General features: G+C 63.2%; 16 protein-coding genes. 3 read left to right on the top strand and 13 right to left on the bottom strand.

Annotated features, from left to right (window positions below; genetic code table 11):
* The 3 genes from HWX36_RS22435 to HWX36_RS22425 all read left to right on the top strand — a co-directional run bounded on the left by HWX36_RS22435 (position 1) and on the right by HWX36_RS22425 (position 3,723).
* On the top strand, positions 1-186 hold the full coding sequence (locus tag HWX36_RS22435) for a hypothetical protein (protein WP_175954830.1): 186 nt from the start codon (positions 1-3) through the stop codon (positions 184-186).
* Positions 187-458: 272 nt separating this feature from the next.
* Positions 459-2,381, top strand: coding sequence for an SMP-30/gluconolactonase/LRE family protein (locus HWX36_RS22430; RefSeq protein WP_175954828.1), 1,923 nt, complete (start codon positions 459-461; stop codon positions 2,379-2,381).
* Positions 2,382-2,847: 466 nt separating this feature from the next.
* Positions 2,848-3,723, top strand: coding sequence for a LysR family transcriptional regulator (locus tag HWX36_RS22425; RefSeq protein WP_175954826.1), 876 nt, complete (start codon positions 2,848-2,850; stop codon positions 3,721-3,723).
* A gap of 33 nt (positions 3,724-3,756) precedes the next feature.
* Here the strand turns inward: HWX36_RS22425 and HWX36_RS22420 are convergent, their stop codons facing one another.
* The 13 genes from HWX36_RS22420 to gspG form a co-directional block, all read right to left on the bottom strand.
* Positions 3,757-4,959, bottom strand: coding sequence for a multidrug effflux MFS transporter (locus HWX36_RS22420; protein ID WP_175954824.1), 1,203 nt, complete (start codon positions 4,957-4,959; stop codon positions 3,757-3,759).
* A 534-nt stretch (positions 4,960-5,493) separates the two neighbouring features.
* Positions 5,494-7,668: a TonB-dependent siderophore receptor gene (locus tag HWX36_RS22415; protein WP_175954822.1), complete on the bottom strand. Its 2,175-nt coding sequence runs from the start codon at positions 7,666-7,668 to the stop codon at positions 5,494-5,496.
* A 213-nt stretch (positions 7,669-7,881) separates the two neighbouring features.
* Positions 7,882-8,313 carry a type II secretion system protein gene (locus HWX36_RS22410; protein ID WP_208457816.1) on the bottom strand — a complete coding sequence of 144 codons (432 nt, stop codon included), beginning with the start codon at positions 8,311-8,313 and terminating at the stop codon, positions 7,882-7,884.
* A 56-nt stretch (positions 8,314-8,369) separates the two neighbouring features.
* Positions 8,370-8,750 carry a prepilin-type N-terminal cleavage/methylation domain-containing protein gene (locus HWX36_RS22405; RefSeq protein WP_175954818.1) on the bottom strand — a complete coding sequence of 127 codons (381 nt, stop codon included), beginning with the start codon at positions 8,748-8,750 and terminating at the stop codon, positions 8,370-8,372.
* Positions 8,751-8,756: 6 nt separating this feature from the next.
* Positions 8,757-9,236, bottom strand: coding sequence for a type II secretion system protein (locus HWX36_RS22400; protein WP_175954817.1), 480 nt, complete (start codon positions 9,234-9,236; stop codon positions 8,757-8,759).
* 1 nt (position 9,237) lies between these two features.
* The gene (locus tag HWX36_RS22395) at positions 9,238-11,589 is read right to left on the bottom strand and encodes a tetratricopeptide repeat protein (RefSeq protein WP_175954815.1); all 2,352 of its coding nucleotides are present in this window, start codon (positions 11,587-11,589) and stop codon (positions 9,238-9,240) included.
* An 11-nt stretch (positions 11,590-11,600) separates the two neighbouring features.
* A complete protein-coding gene (locus HWX36_RS22390) occupies positions 11,601-12,200 on the bottom strand; it encodes a hypothetical protein (protein WP_208457815.1) in 600 nt (199 codons plus the stop codon).
* 29 nt (positions 12,201-12,229) lie between these two features.
* Positions 12,230-12,796, bottom strand: a complete 567-nt coding sequence (locus HWX36_RS22385; protein ID WP_175954811.1) for a hypothetical protein — start codon at positions 12,794-12,796, stop codon at positions 12,230-12,232.
* Complete coding sequence (locus tag HWX36_RS22380) at positions 12,793-13,368, bottom strand: PilN domain-containing protein (RefSeq protein ID WP_175954809.1); 576 nt, start codon at positions 13,366-13,368, stop codon at positions 12,793-12,795. Before HWX36_RS22380 ends, HWX36_RS22385 begins: the two co-directional genes overlap by 4 nt.
* A complete protein-coding gene (locus HWX36_RS22375) occupies positions 13,369-14,208 on the bottom strand; it encodes a hypothetical protein (protein ID WP_175954807.1) in 840 nt (279 codons plus the stop codon).
* Positions 14,189-15,862, bottom strand: a complete 1,674-nt coding sequence (locus HWX36_RS22370; protein ID WP_175954805.1) for a GspE/PulE family protein — start codon at positions 15,860-15,862, stop codon at positions 14,189-14,191. Before HWX36_RS22370 ends, HWX36_RS22375 begins: the two co-directional genes overlap by 20 nt.
* The gene (locus HWX36_RS22365) at positions 15,859-17,115 is read right to left on the bottom strand and encodes a type II secretion system F family protein (protein WP_175954803.1); all 1,257 of its coding nucleotides are present in this window, start codon (positions 17,113-17,115) and stop codon (positions 15,859-15,861) included. Before HWX36_RS22365 ends, HWX36_RS22370 begins: the two co-directional genes overlap by 4 nt.
* 47 nt (positions 17,116-17,162) lie before the next feature.
* Positions 17,163-17,594 carry a type II secretion system major pseudopilin GspG gene (gene gspG / locus HWX36_RS22360; protein WP_175954801.1) on the bottom strand — a complete coding sequence of 144 codons (432 nt, stop codon included), beginning with the start codon at positions 17,592-17,594 and terminating at the stop codon, positions 17,163-17,165.
* Positions 17,595-17,758 lie beyond the last annotated feature (164 nt).

The following is a 17,758-nucleotide window of genomic DNA, read 5'->3' as shown; positions in this document are numbered from 1 at the left end:
ATGACGCTGCGCGGCGGGCCGGCGGCGCGCGGTTCGGTTTTTATCCGCCGTATCCCGCTTTCTTTTTCCTTCCTTCCGCCGCATCCCGCTGCGCTGAATCGCGACAACGCGATTGCGCCGGATATTATTTTTTCTCTTTCATTTAAATTTCGATTTGTAATCATTTGGCTTATTTTCGGAGAATGAAAAGGCAATGCGCGTGTTTCAGAAAAAATGACGTATTCGTATTGAATGATCCGGAAGAAAATGCCGGGGAAAAGGCACCAAAACCGTGCGACTGTAAGACCGTATCGGCCCGGCGTTCGGGTTTGACCGTCGTTGACGGAACAGCCCCGGACGGCAAAAAGAACGGAGTGAAATAATTCGGGATGAAGGCGAATGCGCTTTAGCTGGAATCATCAATATTTCATGCGCGGCAATTTACAGTATCGACAATTGAACGTTCGGGAGCATTATTCATGTCAATGAAACAAATTCGGGCGGCGTTGCTGGGAATGTGCATGGCAATGCTGGCGCCGGCGAGTCACGCGCAGGTGCAATACTCGACCGACTGGCTCGCGAACACGTACGGCACGCTGGCCCAGCACGTCGGCAATGCGGCGCGCTCGATGTGGGTCGCGCCCGAGGGCGTGATCTACACGGCGTCGCGCTGGGACGAGAATGCGGGCGGCGTCGCGCTCTACCAGAACGGCCAGCCGATGGGCACGATCGGTATCCACGACGAATTCCAGGGCGGCGCGATCACCGGCAACGCGACGTCGATCTTCGTCGCGCTCGGCTACAACCGCAACTTCGGCAGCGGCTCGGTGGGCCGCTACAACCGCAGCACGAACCAGCGCGACCTGCGCATCCCGGTCAGCACATGGACGGGCCTCCCGAACCCGGACGTGATCACCGGCCTCGCGACGGCCGGCAACCTGCTGTACGCGAGCGATTTCTACGGCAACCGCGTGCGCGTCTATACGACCGACGGTGTGTGGCAGCGCGACATCGGCGTGACCGGGCCCGGCGCGCTGGCGCTCGATGCGGCGGGCAACCTGTGGGTCGCGCGCATGAGCGCGGGCGCGGTCGTGCAGTACAGCGCGACCGGCACGCTGATGAATACGATCCAGATGGCGGCCGGCGCGCGGCCGTCGGCGTTGTATTTCGATGCGTCGACGGGGCAGTTGCTGGTGGGCGACCAGGGCCCGGACATGAACATCAAGATCTACAACCTTGCCGGGTTGCCGCAGCAGATCGGCACGTTCGGCGTGCAGGGCGGCTATCTCGACACGACCTCGGGCATCAAGGGGCAGGTCGGCGACAAGCGCTTCACGCGCGTGGTCGGCATCGGCAAGGATTCGGGCGGCAACCTCTACGTGCTCAACAACGCGTGGGGCGGCGGCTGGGATCTCGGGCGCAACGGCAGCACCGACCTTCATTCGTACAGCCCGACGGGCGCGCTGCAATGGAAGCTGCAGGCGCTGAACTTCGAGGCGATTGCCGCGCCCGACCCGGCCACCGACGGCGCGTTCTTCTACAGCGGCAACAACGTCTATACGGGCTCGGCGGGCGGCACGTTCGTCGCGAACACGGTCGATCCGTTCACCTATCCGAAGGACCCGCGCCTCGACATGAACGACTACCAGCGCGGCCAGCACTTCGGCCAGCTCGTGACGGTCGGCGGCAACCGGATTCTCGTCGCGTCGGGCCAGAACCCCGGCAACTTCAACTTCTATTACTTCACGCCGGCAACCGGCTATATCGCCAATCCGGCCGGCTCGCTGCCGGGCAAGCCGTTCAACACGACGCTGCAGGTCACGGCCGGTTTCGACATCGACGGCAACGGCGACGTGTGGGCCGGGCTGAACGGCTCCAACGCGATTGCGCATTACCCGATGACGGGCTTCGACGCGACCGGCAAGCCGTCATGGGGCAAGGCGACCACCACGGCCGTGCCAAGCACCGTGGCGCCGACCACGCGCATCGTCTACCAGTCTGACAGCGACACGATGATCCTCGCGCAGGGCCTCGCGAACAATTGGGACTGGACCGCGATGAACGGACACATCGAGGTCTATCACGGCTGGAAGAGCGGCAATACGACCGCGCCGAACCCGGTGATCAACCTGACCAGCGCGAATCCGAAATCGATCGCGGCGGCCGGCCACTACCTGTTCGTCGGCTACGTGCACACCGTGCCGAACGTCGACGTGTTCGATCTCAATACCGGCGCGCTCGTCACGACGCTGACCAACTCGAACACGTCGGCGATGGACGTCGGCAACGACGTCGACTCGATGTACGGGATCCGCGCGTACCTGCGCTCGACCGGCGAATACGTGATCACGAAGGACAACTACAACGGCACGAGCATGATCGTGTACCGCTGGCATCCGTGAATGCGCGGCGGCGAGCAGCGCGACGCCGGCCGCGCGGCCGAGTGTCTTGTGCGCGCCTCGGCGCGCGTGCCGGTCGGACATGGCTTACCTCCCGGAATCGTTTTGGCGGGGGTGTGTCGCGTTGCCGTGCGGTGATGCGGCGTCGCGAATGCGTCGTCAGTCTGGCGGCGCGCGCTCAATACGGAAAACCGCGGTATCGGAGGGGAGGTATTCGAGGCGCTGTTGACTGGACGGCAGGGTGCGGGCGGCGCGATCGATGCAACGATCATCGGGGCGAATGTTGCATCCGACCTTCTTCGGAGCGCCGGGTCGTCGGGGACATCCAGCGGGCAGCTCCGGTTTCGGCAGAAGAATTGATCGGAATATTGATATGGATGACTGATCATGTGGCGCAGGGCGTCGAGGGGCGGCTTGTATAATTGCCTCGACGAATGCACACATGCTTTACCGAGAGAGAACGTTATCCATGAACTGGGACGATGCCCGCGTTTTTCTGGCAGTTCATCGCACCGGGACGCTGCGCGAAGCCGCGGCCGTGCTCGATGTCGATCAGGCCACCGTGGGGCGACGCCTGGCGGCGCTCGAGAAGGCGCTGGGCGCGAAGCTGTTCCTCAAGACGTCGTCCGGCTATGTCGTGACGCAGGTCGGCGAGCATTCGCTGCAGGCCGCGGAAGCGATGGAGCAAGCGGCGAGTGACTTCGAGCGCCGTGTTCACGGCTCGGACGACCGGCTCGAAGGCGAGGTCCGGGTGACGACGACCGATTCCCTTGCGATGGATTTCGTCGTGCCCGCGATACGGTCGTTGCGACGGAAATGCCCCGCGATACACGTGGTCCTGACGACGTCGGTGCAGCTGCTCAACCTGACCCGGCGTGATGCGGATCTCGCGATTCGAACCGTGATGCCGGAAAACCCCGATCTCGTCCGCCGGAAGCTGGCCGAGTGGGAGGTCGGGCTGTTCGCGAGCCGCGAGTATCTGGATGCACATGGCGCGCCCGCGATCGGGTCCGCTTTCGAAGGGTACGACCTGGTCGTCTACCAACCCGCCATCACGTCGAACCAGGGCGACACGCTCTGCGGCGAATCGATGGAACGCGGGCGCATCGTGGCGCAAGTGAGTTCGAGCCTGATGCTGGCGACGGCGATCCGGTCGGGCATCGGCATCGGCGAACTGCCAGTGTATATGGCGCAAGAAGATGATTCGCTCGTGCGAATCTGGCCCGACAGGTCGCGAGCCGTGCCGTATCAGGTCTGGCTCGTGTCGCATACGGACCTGAACCGGACGGCGCGCGTTCGGGCCGTCACCGCCGAGATCGCTGCTGCGTTCGACCGCTATCGATAGCGGCCGGGATCCTGCCGGTGCGGGGCCGGGTACTCAACGGGGCTGGGTCTCGCGCATCGAGCGCATGCGTCGCGCGGCATACCAGCGAGGCACGATCGCAACCGCCGCGACGATCGCGAAGAACGGGATGGCCGTCGCCAGCACGTGGCTGCCGGTACCGAGCAGGCTGCTGGACACGGTGGCCGCGAGCGACGCACTGCCGATCTGGAAGAAGCCGACGAGCCCGGACGCCGTGGCCGCCCGGCCGCGCTCGCTTGCGATGGCGCGCGACACGGCGAGCGACAGCGACGATCCGTTCGACAGGCTGACGAGGAACATGGGCAAGACGATCGCGACGATGCCCTTGACGTGCGACGACTCGCACAGGGCGAACGCGAGGCCGCCGGCCACGAAGCAGCCGATGCCGGCCGCGACGATCGCGTCGTAAGACATCCGGTCGAGCATGCGGCGCGAGAGCAGGTTGGCGGAAATGATGCCGGCGGTCAGCGGCAGATAGAGCCAGCCGCTTTGCTGTTCCGACAGGCCGAGGCCGGCGAAGATGAACGGCGACTGCGTCAGGTAGACGAACCACGCGCAATAGATCGCGCAGACGACGAGCGTGTAACGGATGAATGCGCGGTCCCCGAGCACGTCGGCGAAGCCGGCCAGCGGCGCGGCGCGATGTTGCCGCGGCGTGGCGGCCGGCCGCGTTTCCTTCAGAAGACGCTGGACGAGCACGAGCGCGACCCCGCCAAACGCGGCGACGAAAATGAAATTGCTGCGCCACCCGAACCACGCGGCCAGATATCCGCCGATCGCGGGGGCGATCGCCGGAGACAGCGACACGAGCGGATACACGATGCTGTAGACCTTCGCGGATGCGTGCTTGTCGCACGTGTCGGCGATGATCGCGCGACCGATGACGAGGCCGGACGCCGCGCCGAGCGCTTCGACGACGCGCCATCCGAGAAAGCTCGCGAAGCCGCCTGCGCTTGCGCAGCCGATCGAGCCCAGGATGTACACGACGATGCCGACCGTCAGCACCGGCTTGCGTCCCCATCGATCGGAGAGGGGGCCGTAGCACAGTTGCGCACAGGCGAGCGCGATCAGGTAGGCCGATACCGTCTGCGGCATCTGCCATGCAGCGATCGAAAACGCATGGGCCATCGACGGCATCGCGGGCAGGTAGACGTCGGACGCGATCAGGCCAAAGGCGCTCAACAGGGAGACGACGAGGATGAGTGAGAAGTTGGACATGTTCGCTGGGTGATTGTGGGGGAGCGCGTGAACGGATGGAGAGGGCGACGCGCTTTGGACAGCCTTGGGAAAAGGCCGGGCCGATCATACGGCGTGCGATGCGGTTCGGGCGCGGGCGGAATTGCATCGCTCGGATGCATTTTTGCTGGCGGCGAAACGGGGGCTGAAGCGGGTGCTGAAGCGGGTGCCGGGGAGGCGTGTGGAGGACGGCGTCGGGTGTCGTGCAGGACGCCGGTCAAGGAGATTCCGGCGCGGGTGTTGGCGGCGAGCAACGACGCGTTTCGCTGCAGCGCCGGGTTCGCCGGATGGTCGAGCGGTGTTTCGTCGCCGCGTTGTTGTCGCGTTGTTGCTCGACGCAACACGTGTGCGTTTGCCGCGATCGAGCGAGCGATCGTGAAGTGGCCGGGACGCTGCGCTTAGGAGTGGGTGGGGGAGTGGGGGGCGGCGGAGCGCGGCCGCTGATGCGGGTTTGCGCATGGGCTGCCGCTTGCCGGAAAGCCCACGCACGTATCAGCGCATCAGAACATCAGGGCGTCAGAACGACACCGTCGTCGTCAGCGTGACGAGCCGTGGCTCGCCGACTGCGACGATCAGGCTGTTGTTGCTCGACGGGTAGTAGGTCTTGTCGAGCAGGTTCTTCACGTTGAGCTGCAAGCGCGTCGGGAACTTGCCGATCGTCGTTTCGTAGGCTGCGAATGCGTCGACGGTCACGTAGCCGGGCAGCGTGAAGCTGTTCGCGGTGTCGCCCGGGCGTGCACCGACGAGACGTGCGCCGCCGCCGAAGCGCCAGCGGCCGGGCAGGTTCGCGATCGCCGTGTCGTACACCGCGAAGAGGCTGCCCGTGTGGCGCGCGACGTTGACGAGCGGCGTGTTGCTGTCGCGATCGTTCGCATTCGTATAAGCGTAGCTGCCGATCACGCTCAGATGGCGCGTGATCTGCCCCGCGACGTCGAGCTCGATCCCGCGCGAGCGAGCGGTGCCGATCGTCGACGTCAGATCGTTGACCGTGACCGCGACGTTGCGCTTGTCGATCTGGTAGACCGCGAGCGTGCCGGTGATCGCGGGCTTCAGGCTGAACTTCAGCCCGGCCTCGAGCACGCGGCCGTATTCCGGCGCGAGCGGCGCCGCGACGTTCGTGGCGACGTTCGGCTTGAACGAGCGGCTCACGTTCGCGTAGGCGGTCAGCGTCGGCGTGAGCGCATACGCGAGCCCGAACTGCGGGAGCCAGACGTTGCCGCGCGAGCGGTCGGCGAACACGAACGGCCGGCCCATCCCCGATTCCTGCTGCCAGTTTTCCGAGCGCATTCCGCCCACCGCGGTGAGCCGGTCGGTGAGCTTCACCGAGTCCTGCACGACCAGCGAATACGCATGCACCACCGAGCGCGAATCGCTTTGCTTCGGGTTGGGTGCGCCGCCCGGCGCGAGCAGGTCGTACACGGGATCGTAAAGGTTGAAGCCCTTGGTCGCCTTGCCGCGGATCGTGTCGCCGCGGAAGCTGCGCTGGCGCTCGTATTCGCCGCCGAAGTAGATCGCGTGGTTCATCCCGGCGAGCGTCACGTTGCCGAGCAGGCCGAGCGTCGCGATCTGGTCGGAATCGTTGCGCCCGAGGTTCGCATCGGACGAGCGCGCCAGTGCGCCGGTCGTGCCGTTGAACGCGGTGGCGCGGGTAATGTATTGAGCGTAGCGGTCGCGGCCCCAGCCATAGGTCGCGCGCACGCGCCACGCGTCGGAGAAGCGGTGCTCGATGCGCGCGCGCAGCGTTTCCTGGATGCCGGTGCTCTGCGACCACGCTTCCTCGTAGCGGCGATAGCGCAGCGCATCGTCGAGCTGGCCGTTCACGAGCACGGTGCCGCGATCGAACGGCGTCGTGTAGTCGACATACTGGTAGCTGACGTCGACCGACGTGTTCGCGTCGTGCCACGACAGCGCGGGCGCGATCAGTGCATCGCGCTGGCGGCCGAAGCTGCGCCAGTAGCGGCTCGTGTCGTATTGGCCGGTCAGCCGGAACGCGAGCGTGCCGCCCGCGACCTGCCCCGGCTTGCCGAGCGGGCCCGTGAGGTCGAACGTCGCGCTGCTGCCGCCATGGCTCGTGCGCGAGGCCGAGATCGAGCCGCCGAACGTGTCTTCCGGCTTGCGCGTGACGAGGTTGATCACGCCGCCCGGATCCTGCATCCCGTAGAGCAGCGACGCCGGGCCCTTCAGCACTTCGACGCGGTCGATCGTCGCAAGATAGCTGTGCAGCACCGGCGTGCGCACGCCGTCGACGAGCACGGAGCCGTCGTTGTTCGACCCGAAGCCGCGCTTGATGAACGCGTCGCGCGTGCCGCCGAGCGTGTTGGTCTGGGTGACGCCGCTGATGTTGCCGAGCACGTCGTCGAGCGAGCGCGCCTGCTGGTCCTGCATCACGCTGCTGCTGACCACCGCGACCGATTGCGGAATCTCCTTGATCGAACGGTTGTCGCCGCCCGCGATGCTCGTGGTGCGCGGCTGATAGCCGACCGTTGGATCGGCGGTTGCCGATGCGCTGACGCTGATGGCCGGGAGTGCGCGCGCGGCCGGCGTCGAGGGCGTGGAAGCGGAGGCTGAGGCGGCGGGTTCGGCGGCATCGGCAGGCGTGCCGCTCGCGACGCAAAGCGTGATCAGGGCAGGCAGGCTCGTGCGCCACGGACGCAAGGTCCGGGCGCGGTGGGGCGTTCGTCGGGGTGGCATGAATCGATGCAGGATGGAGTGCTAAGGATCGTGGCGCGGGCCGCGGCGTTCCACCGCGACCAGAGGGTGAATAATATATGTAATGAGAATCATTTGCAATTAATGGGGTGCCAGGAACGAGAGATTTCCGAGCGAGCTATCCTGAGCCGCGTGGCGTTCGGCGATTAGCGATTTGTAACGCGTGCCGGCCCAACATGCCACACCGCAGGTGTCTTATTTCTTAGGTGGAGCCATGATGTTGGGCGTGTAAATGAATTCCCATTGTTGGTAGCGCCGCGCAGTCGAGAATCCTGTCTGATCGTTGTTGAAGCCGGTTATCTTGATGGGCTTTTGGGTGGATGAACTGCGGACGCCCATCACGCCGCCTGTCGGTGCTTGAATGGGATCGAAGGCTTGTCGGGTAATCGGGTCGCGATAGCGTTGTCGCAGGTAACGGCGTATGACCGGATAGCGCGGATCGCGCAGCAGGTCGTCGAGCTTGTCAGGGTACGGTCGTGTGCCTGCGGGTGTGCTCTCTGAGTACTGTCGGATTGCGTCCCGATACAGGTTGCCGACGTAGAGCAGTTCCGCTTCGCGCGCCCGCCGATTCGATTTGGCGACATTGTCCAGCAGCTTGCCGAGTCCGAGCGTGACGAACAGCACCATCAACAGCGCCCAAAAGTAAGCGACGCCGCGCTGACGGCCAAGACGTGTGCGGCAACTTACCATGTGCTGTAATCGGTCCCGTCGAGCGCGCTGCCCGCCGCGCCGCTTTTTACGTCCACGATGGTTTTTTCGTCATTGTCGGTTCCCATCACTGGCACCCAGCTATCCGCCCGGTTGGTTAGAGGGTCGAGCGGAAATGCTCGCAGATAGTGCTGCTCGGTGAGTGCGGTCAACCTGTCCGGGTACTGGCCGGTATCGCCGTAATACTCGTCCAGCGCGCGACGCATCACCGACAGATTTTCCCTGAGCGCAGCTTCTTTTGCTCGGTCGGTCTGGTGGATGTATCGGGGCGCGACGATCGACAGAAGCGTCGCAATGATCGTGAGTACGACCAACAATTCGATCAGAGTAAAACCGCGGGCGGACTTGTTCGGCATAGTCGATTACCACTCCCGGTACGGGATCCCGTTGGTGCCCTTTCGGTGGCTTGTCGAAAACACGTCGTACACGTCAGCTCCTTCCCGTGGATTGTCCGCTTCGCTGGCATAGCTGCGCTTGCCCCAACTGTCAGCGGCGGAGATCGACGACGACGGGTTCATCGGGTCACGCGGAATACGTCGTAAAAATCGAATCGGGGGGCTCTTCGGATCACGTTGATCGGCAGTTCCCGAAACCAGCTGGTCCAACGAGATCGGATAACCGGTCGAATCGACCGAGCGTGCGATCCGCCCTTCGTCGCCGGCCAACTTGTAGGCGTCGATCGCGGAGCGAATCTCCCGCAAGGCCGTCTTCAGCTCGCGTTCCTTCTCGCGTTGTTGCTGCATCCTGAGGAACGGCGTGGCGACGGACGCGATGATGGCCACCAGCGCGACCGTCACGATCATCTCGATCAGCGTGAAACCTGATTCATAGGATCGCATCATCTCAATCGGACACCGTCAATTGCTTGGGCAGCGTGACCGTGCCGGCCAGCGGCGCGTCGTTCTTTCGCACTTTCAGGTTTTGCAGCGACAGGTTGACCGGAACCGTCGATGCCTGCCCAGCCTGGAACGCCAGCATGCCGAGCGAGCCGTCGGCGCTTGCCTTGCCGACCGTAACGTGAACGACTCTGCCGTCCTGGCGTGCATCGAGCGCGACACCGTCGCGGGGTTCGACCTTCAGCAACCGGATCCCCGGTTGGTCGAGCACCAGGTCTATCCGTGCCTCTTCGAAGCCCGACCCGTTCGCCAGAAAATTGACGGTAAAGCGACTGTTCGGCGGGGTTTGCGATGGCGTCGCGAGATCGAAGCGGACGCTATCCGGGGGGCTGCCCGACGGCGGTGCACCGAGCGTCGGTGACGCGGGTGACGAGGCGATGGCGATGCGGGCTCCCGATGCCGAAGCGGAGGAGACGACGAAATCGCCGGCCGGATCGACCGTGGCCGGCGCGGACAGATCGTCCGAATCGCTGTACCGGGCCGCAGGCGTCAATCGTAGCGGCCGGGTCGACACTTGTTCGGCCGTGCCGCTCGGGAACGCTTGCGCGTATGCGTTCGGCATCGCGAGCGAGCGGGCGATATGCGGCGTGATCAGCAGTACGATTTCCGAGCGCGTGGCGGTGTCGCTGTTGTTCGAGAACAGTCGTCCGAGCACGGGGATTTTTCCCAGACCAGGCACATGCGTGCCGGATTCCTGAGTGTCGTTCTTGATCAGGCCCGCCAACGCCTGCGTTTCGCCTTCGTGCAGTCGCAGCACCGTATTCGCGTTGCGCGTGCCGATTTGATAGGCGAGGAGGCCGGTGGCCGACGAACGAACTTCCTTGACGATATTGCTGACTTCCAGCGCCACTTTCATCGTCACATCGTTATCGACATGGATCTCCGGTTCGACCTCGAGCTTCAGGCCGACATCCAGATAGTTGACCGATTCGGTGATCGCATTGGACGTCTGATTCACCGTCGACGTGATGACCGGCACCTTGTCGCCGATCAACACGCTGGCCTTTTCGTGATCGACGACGCGAATGCGCGGATTGGCCAGCGTGCGTGTACTGCCGCTCGTTTGGCGCAGGTTCAGCACCGCAAGCGGATCCGGGAAGCTCAGCGGGAAGCTGTCCCGGTTCAGGTGTTTCAGATCGCCGATCGTCATGCTGCCCGCCACGCCGGTGGGCCCGACCATTCTGGCGCTGACATTGTCCGGAAACTGGATCCCCAGGTTGAGCAGATCGCTCGAATTGACCTCCAGCACCTCGACATCGAGAATCACTTCCGGGCTCGCGATGTCGTAGAGATTCAGCAGTCGGACGATCGTGTCCTGCACCGTTTCGGTGTCGCGTACCACCAGCATCTTCAGCCGGCCGTCCACGTACATCGATTTTGGCGCGACGATCGTGCGCAGCATGTCCTGAACCTTCTGAGGATCCGCGCTGTTCAGGTAATAGGAACGCACGACCAGATCATCGTAGCGCTTTTTCTTTTCTTCGGTCGACGGATAGATCAGCATCGTTGTGTCGTTCAACACCTTCCTTTCGAGCTGCGAAGTCTGCAGTATCAAGTTCAGTGCATCGATGACCGATGTATCGCGCGCGTAGACGGTCGTGCGCAGATCGGGGTTGACTTCCTTGTCCAGCACGAAGCTGACGCCGGACGTCTGGGTCAGGATCGACAGTACCGAGCGGATGTCGACGTCCTTCAGTTCCAGTGTGACCGGTTTTTGCAGCGATTGATTCAGCGCCGGCAGGACCATCGTCGCACGCGTGGATTGCGCGTCGACCTGTTGCAGCGTCGAGCTGGCTACCTTGTGACCGGGGTTTTCCGACAGGATCGCATTCAGCAACTGCCGGGCAGTCGCGGTGTCGCCTTTGCCGAGCGCCGCGCGCGCTTCATCCAGTTCGGCTTGCGCACGCTGCTCGCGCGCGATCAGACTCACGCCGCGCAAGGCCTCGCTATGCTGCGGATCGTAACGCAGCACTTGCTGATACGCAGCCAGCGCTTCGTCGGCCTGGCTGTTTGCGCGCGCGATCACGGCCTTTTGCATCAGCAACCGTACCTGGTTGTCGCGCTCGGCAATGAATTTCATCCGATACCGCTCCGGATTCTCCTTCGATGCCTGCTGCATCTGCTCCAGCCCCTGACCGACCTGACCTTTCTCGATCAGCTTGTTACCTTGACGCCAGTCGGTATAGCCAACGCAGCCGCTGAAACTGGCGATGAGTACAGTCATACCCAAGGCCCGCGGCAACCGTCGAATCGAGCTGGAAACAGCGTTTGCTCGATGTCTGAAACACACCTGGTTCATTCTTCTGCCTGTCAATGGACGGGTTGGATCTGTACGTCGGCCGGATGACTGGCCAGAAAGCCTTGGCCGACCTGGGCGGGCATTCTGCCGGGCTGACCGCCGCCGGCCCGGTCGCCCATCGTGATCGAGCGGGTTTCGCCGGAATGCACGTGCCGCAGCGTGACGTGGGTCGATGAGATCGACCGGATTTTCCAACTGCCGTCCAACACGCCGCCCTGGCTCAGCACGATCGGCTCGCCGCCGCTCGATGCGAAGAAGACCTGTGTATTACCGTCTCGAATCATGCGGCCCAGATACACGATGTCCGGCGCGGAGGGTTGGGACGGGGCAGGGGACGGCAACGGCGGCGTTCTATCCATACTGGCGAGCGAGCCGGCTGGTGGTAACGGCGGCAGATCCGATGCAATCTTCGGCTTGGGCGCTTCGGCCGTCGTCATCGAATCCGGCAACCGTGGACGCTGCCAGGGCGCATCGGGCTGGTCGGCGCGTGAGGGAACGGTTGTCCGGGAGTCAGGGGGCGGTTTTTCAGCCCGCTCCGTCAGCACAGGTAGTTCAACCGGATCCGGTTTGAGCAGCGAAACGGCCGAGCCGACAATCGTCGCGGCCAGCATGAACTGTACGGGAGAGGATACGGTCCTTTTCATGCAGCCGCCCTCACCCTGTAATACAGGTGAATATCCAGCTTCTGCTCGACCTTCGTCGATCCGTCGGTGCTTTTCGCGTAGGCCAGACGGGCGATCGACAGATTGGACAATGCGTTGAGCATCGCCTGCAGGAACCGGCGATGGGCTTCGTCCGGCCCGTTGATATCCATGTGTATCGCGAGCTTCTCGATAGGCAGCTCGGCAAGCAACTCATATCGGTAGTCTGCCCGCGTGATGACGATGCCGTGCTTGTCCGCGAGCGCGTGCAAATCGCGTAGCTGATCCGGATAGGCGTCGAACTCCGGCAGGGTAGCCGCGAATTCCTTCGCCAGATTGCGCGGCTCGGCTTTCCGTGCAGCCGGTCCGACTGGCGCCGGTTCCGGTATCGACGCCAGTTGCATTGCCATCCGCCGCGTTTCCTTGAACAGCGGGTAATCGATCGTACCGGTCAGCAACGCCCACAGAGCCAGCAGCGCAGTGACGGTGACGTGCGGCGATTGGAGTCGATTCAACAGCCAGGTACCGCGCCAGGATACGATTTGCAGGATACGTTGGCGGCTCATGGTCGTCTCCAATCGGCGCTTAATGTAAAAGACAGCGTCGACGATAGCGCGCCCGACAGTCCCGGCAGGGGCGGGAAGTTCGGCAGAGGTGGAACGGAGTCCTGAGCAGGCGTCGGGCTGGCATCAGCATTTCTCGTCTGGCTGACCAGTCGGACCGATGACCAAGCCGGATTTTCTTGCAGCACGGTGATCAGATCGAGCACATCCTGTGTTCGATTGGCAACACCGCCGATTCGCACGTGCCGAATATCGACGTCGGGCTCCAGCGTCAGCAGATTGACGCCGGGTTGCGTTGCCGCTCCCAAGCTGTCCAGCATGTCGGTCCACGGATAACGCAATTCGGCGAAGACGCGATCGAGTGCGGTAGGGGAGGGGGGCGCAGCTGAATGTTTCGGTACGGCTGCCTGGTGCGACAGATGCTCGGCTTGCTCGACGATCTCGTTGCGTTGTGTAAGCAGCACGTCGCGCCACCACAATGCGTGAAGACATGCCGCGAGTGCGATGCCGCCGACGGCGACCCACGGCCGGTTCCAGCGGGGCCGAGATGCATGGTTCCAGTTCAGACGACCCATTCAGACGACTCCGCAAAGCGCGTAGGCGAGCTGCGCATCGTCATCCGGCGTGTGACCGTCGAGCGTCAACGCGCCGCCAGCAGCGCCGGCCCGGTAATGCGCTGGAAAGATCCAGGTTGCGTCGCCGGGCATCGTGGATGGCTGGGTGTCGGAAAAAGGCTGAATCGAGAAAGTCGTTACGTGGCCATGGTCGTAACCCACGCGCAGCAGACGCGGCCCCTCGACGAGCGCGAGTACCCCGGCACTCTTCTTCAGTCGTGCAAAGTAGCGGTCCCATACCACGCTCATGGCGGGGGCAATCAGCCGGGTCCGGCATGCCCGCCGCGTGGAAAAAGCCGCCAGCTCGCGAATCGCGTCGTTCGCGATCAGCGATACCAGGCGTGGCCGGCCAAACGCGAGCGGCCCAAATCGTAGCTGATAGGCATCGATGGGGACGTCGCCGCCAAAGCTTTGTGCAAAGAGCGCGGTCGTCAGCGACCGGCAGAATGCGTCTTGCACCGCGCGCGGATCCCAGGGCAGCAGCAAATAGCGGACATGATCGATGCCGACGATCCACTCGATTTCGCCGCGCATCGGCTGCGCGTCCAACCAGGCACCCAGCGTCGCCAACTGGCCGGCCAGACCATGTGCGCCGCTACCCGGGTGCAGGATTGCTTGATGCCGCACCACCGGCTTGAAGCGGCCGGCGAAGTGGCACACGGCCAGCGCATCGTGCCCGAGATAGACGCGCAGGCGCTCCGGTCGCGTTGCCCTGGTCGCACATTCTTTGACGTCGAGAGCGAGCCTGGCAGTCCGCTGAACGGCTTGCCGAATGTCGGGCTCAATCGGCAAACGTGACACGATTGATTTCTTCCAAGGTAGTCTGTCCGCGCTTAACGGCTTCGATCGCCTGCTCGCGCATCAGGTGCATCCCGCGCTGGCGTGCCATCTCTTTCAGTCGACCGGTCGGCATTTGCTGCAGAATCGCTTCGCGTAGCGGGTCGTCCAGCACCAGCACCTCCGCCAATGCGCACCGGCCGCGATAGCCGTTGCCTCGACAGTTCGCGCAGCCCGTGCCCTTCATCAACGTTCCATCGGCCAATTGCTCGCGCGTGACGCGCGAATCCCGCAGTAATGCTTCGTCCGGCGCGATCGGCGCCGCGCAGTGCGTGCAGTTCAACCGGATCAGTCGCTGCGCGACTACACCGTTCAACGCCGTCACGAAGCTGTACGGATCGATCTGCATGTGCCTGAAGCGGCTCAGCACGTCGAACACGTTGTTCGCATGGACGGTCGTGTAGACCAGGTGTCCGGTCAATGCCGCTTGAATAGCGATTTCCGCCGTCTCGCGGTCGCGGATCTCGCCGACCAGGATCCGGTCCGGGTCATGTCGCAGAATCGAGCGCAGCCCGCGTGCGAACGTCAGGCCCTTTTTCTCGTTGACGGGAATTTGCAGGATATCGTCGAGTTGATATTCGACCGGATCCTCGATCGTGATGATCTTGTCCTCGCCGCGTTTGATCTCGGACAGCGTTGCGTACAACGTCGTGGTTTTGCCGGAGCCTGTGGGACCCGTCACGAGCAGCATGCCGTGCGGTTGATTCGCGAGCCGGCGCATCACCTGACGCGTCGGCTCGTCAACGCCGAGCATGCTTAGGTTCAACTGCGCCATGTCGGCCGTCAGCGATTGCCGATCGAGAATCCGCAACACCGCGTCTTCTCCGAACAGACCTGGCATGATCGACACCCGGAAATCCACTTCGCGCGGATCGATCGACACGGAAAATCGCCCGTCTTGCGGAATGCGCTTTTCCCCGATGTCGAGTTCGGCCATCACTTTCAGGCGCGAAATGACCTGTTCGGCGATCGCCGGGTCCGGCAGGACGCGCGCGGTCGAGATGACGCCGTCGATTCGGTACTTGATCGAGAGCCCGCGCAGCGAGTTTTCGAAATGGATGTCCGATACCCGGTTACGGTGCGCGTCGTACAGCGTCGAATTGACGAGCCGCACGACCTGACTTTCGTCGCCGGCGATCGAGGCCAGCGAGATTTCCTCCGAATCGCTCGCGCCGTTGTCCGTTTTGTCGAGCCGGATCAACTGGGACAGCGCGTCCTGATCGCTGCCGAACCGGGTAAGTAATGCCTTCAGTTCGAGCGGATGCGCGAAGGCCAGATCGAAATAGCCGGGAATGCGGTAGCTTGCCAGCGTAATCAGCGTGGTATGCCAAGGATCGTCGCAAACCAGGGTGCGGCGATCATCGCCGTCGTGCAACACCACGCAATTTTTCTGCAGGCATTCCGCATAGCTGAATCCGGAAAAATCCGGCGTCATGGCTTCCATCTGCGCGAGCCGAAGCAGGGCCGTCCCGCTTTCGCTGGCGACGAACTGGAGCATCGCATCGACAGAGAAGCTGCCGGCTTTTTCGAGCGTGCATAGAACGGGTTCGCCATGGGTGCGGGCCAGCGCCCGGGCTTGGGCGAGCAGCGATACCGCTTCGGCCGGTGCGTCGCTCATTGCAGTTTCCCCGCCAGATCGAACACCGGCAGATACAGCAGCACGACGATCGCGCCGATTCCCAGGCCAATGATCAGCATCAGGATCGGTTCCACCAGACGTGAGAACCGCTCGACCCATTGAGTGATCTCGCGCTCATGGAACATCGCCGCCTGTTCCAGCATTCCGGCGATCTGGCCATTGCGCTCGCCCGCGCGCAGCAGACGCAGCGCGATCGTGGTCGTCAACCCGTCATGCCGCAGGCTTTCGCTCAATTTCTTGCCTTGCGCGATGCTGGCCATGGAGCGTGTTAGACCGTCCTGAAGCGTGAGTGGCAGCAGGTCCCGAGTCATGTCGAGCGAAGGCAGCAGCGGGACGCCGCCTTGCAGCAGCATCCCGAGCGAGCGGTAGAAGCGCGCCAGTTGCATCAGCTTCAGCATTTCGCCGATCCAGCCAATCCGGCCGAGCAACGCCAGGCACCGTTGTTGCGCGGCAGGGCGCGTGAACGCTGCGGCGGCGCCGATGAGGAGCGCGAACAAGCAGCCGAGCGAAGCGAGCGTGTGCTCGCCGACGAGCATTCCCGCATCGAGCAACCACCGCGACAGCATCGGTAAGTCTGCCGACAGCATCCCTTCGTAGACGTGCGCGAAGCGGGGCGCGAGAAACCAGACCAGAAAGAATGCGACCGTGGTTCCCGTGAACATCAGCAGCGCGGGGTAGAGTGACGCGGCGATGAGCCTTTGCCGAACGGCGCTGACCTGCGCGTGATACTGCAGGTAGCGCTCCAGCGCATCGGTCATTCCTCCCGTCTGTTCGCTGGCCGAGATCATCGCGATGAACAGTGCCGAAAAGCAGTCGGGGTGCGCGGCGAGTGCCGCCGAAAACGATTTTCCCTGCCGCATCAGGCGCACCAGTTCCGGCAGCACATAGTGGCCTTGCTCTTCCGCTGCGCCGGATCGGCTTTGTCGCCCACGTTCATCCAGGGCTTCGAGCGCTTCGGTGAGCGCCAATCCCGCACGCAGCAATGCCAGCAGTTCGTAGCCGAACAGCGGCAGGTCGAAACGCTGACGCCGGACCAGGCCGGCGAGCGGCAGGCGGGAGCGCATCATGCCCGAGCGAGCGCCGCTGGTCGAACCGATTTCGACAACCTGCACGGCCGCTTGCCTTGCGCGGCGCATCGCCTCCCGTTGTGCGTCTTCACGATTCGACGCGAGCAAATCGAACTGTTGCAGCTCGCCGTGCGCATTCAGGCCAAGCAAGAAGAATTTCGACACGATACCGATCAACCGACGATGACGGCCTGCTGGAAAACGCCAGCGGCTCAGTTGTGGAGGGCGTTGACGGCCGTCGCGCTTTTGCTCGGGCCGTACGACACGACGTCGTAATCCGGGTTGTGCGTGCCGGGGGACGCGTACTGGTACGGCATGCCCCATGGATCCAGTGGCACGGCTTTTTTCAGATAAGGGCCATTCCAGCCGGGTGTGCCGTTGGCGGGCGGAGAGACCAGCAGCGCCAATCCTTCTTGTGTCGTCGGATAACGGCCGATGTCCAGCCGCAACTGGTCGAGCGCTTTGCTCAAGACATGGATCTGCGCGTTCGCGGTAGTCATCTTCGACTTGTCGACGTTGGCAAAGAGTCGTGGCCCGACGATGCCCGCAAGGAGCCCGATGATGACCAGGACGACCAGCAATTCGAGGAGAGTAAAGCCTCGCTGATCGCTCGCGCTCGCATTTTGGTTCGTGAATTTGCGCATGATTTCTGTAGAAATTTTTTCGAACTATATCGGCTTGATTTCCGTATGTAAAGGCATGCTAACCGTTACGAGTAATGTCGTTTCATGGTGACGGGTGGTGAGAGCGATTTTGATTCTGGATTGGCGATGGCAAGTTGTGACAATTTTTGATGAATTAACCAATG

Origin of the sequence: Burkholderia sp. BCC0405, from assembly GCF_902833075.1 — a bacterium.
GTDB lineage: Bacteria > Pseudomonadota > Gammaproteobacteria > Burkholderiales > Burkholderiaceae > Burkholderia.
The sequence above is the reverse complement of the archived record's forward strand: the minus strand, read 5'-3'. Positions and strand labels throughout refer to the sequence as shown.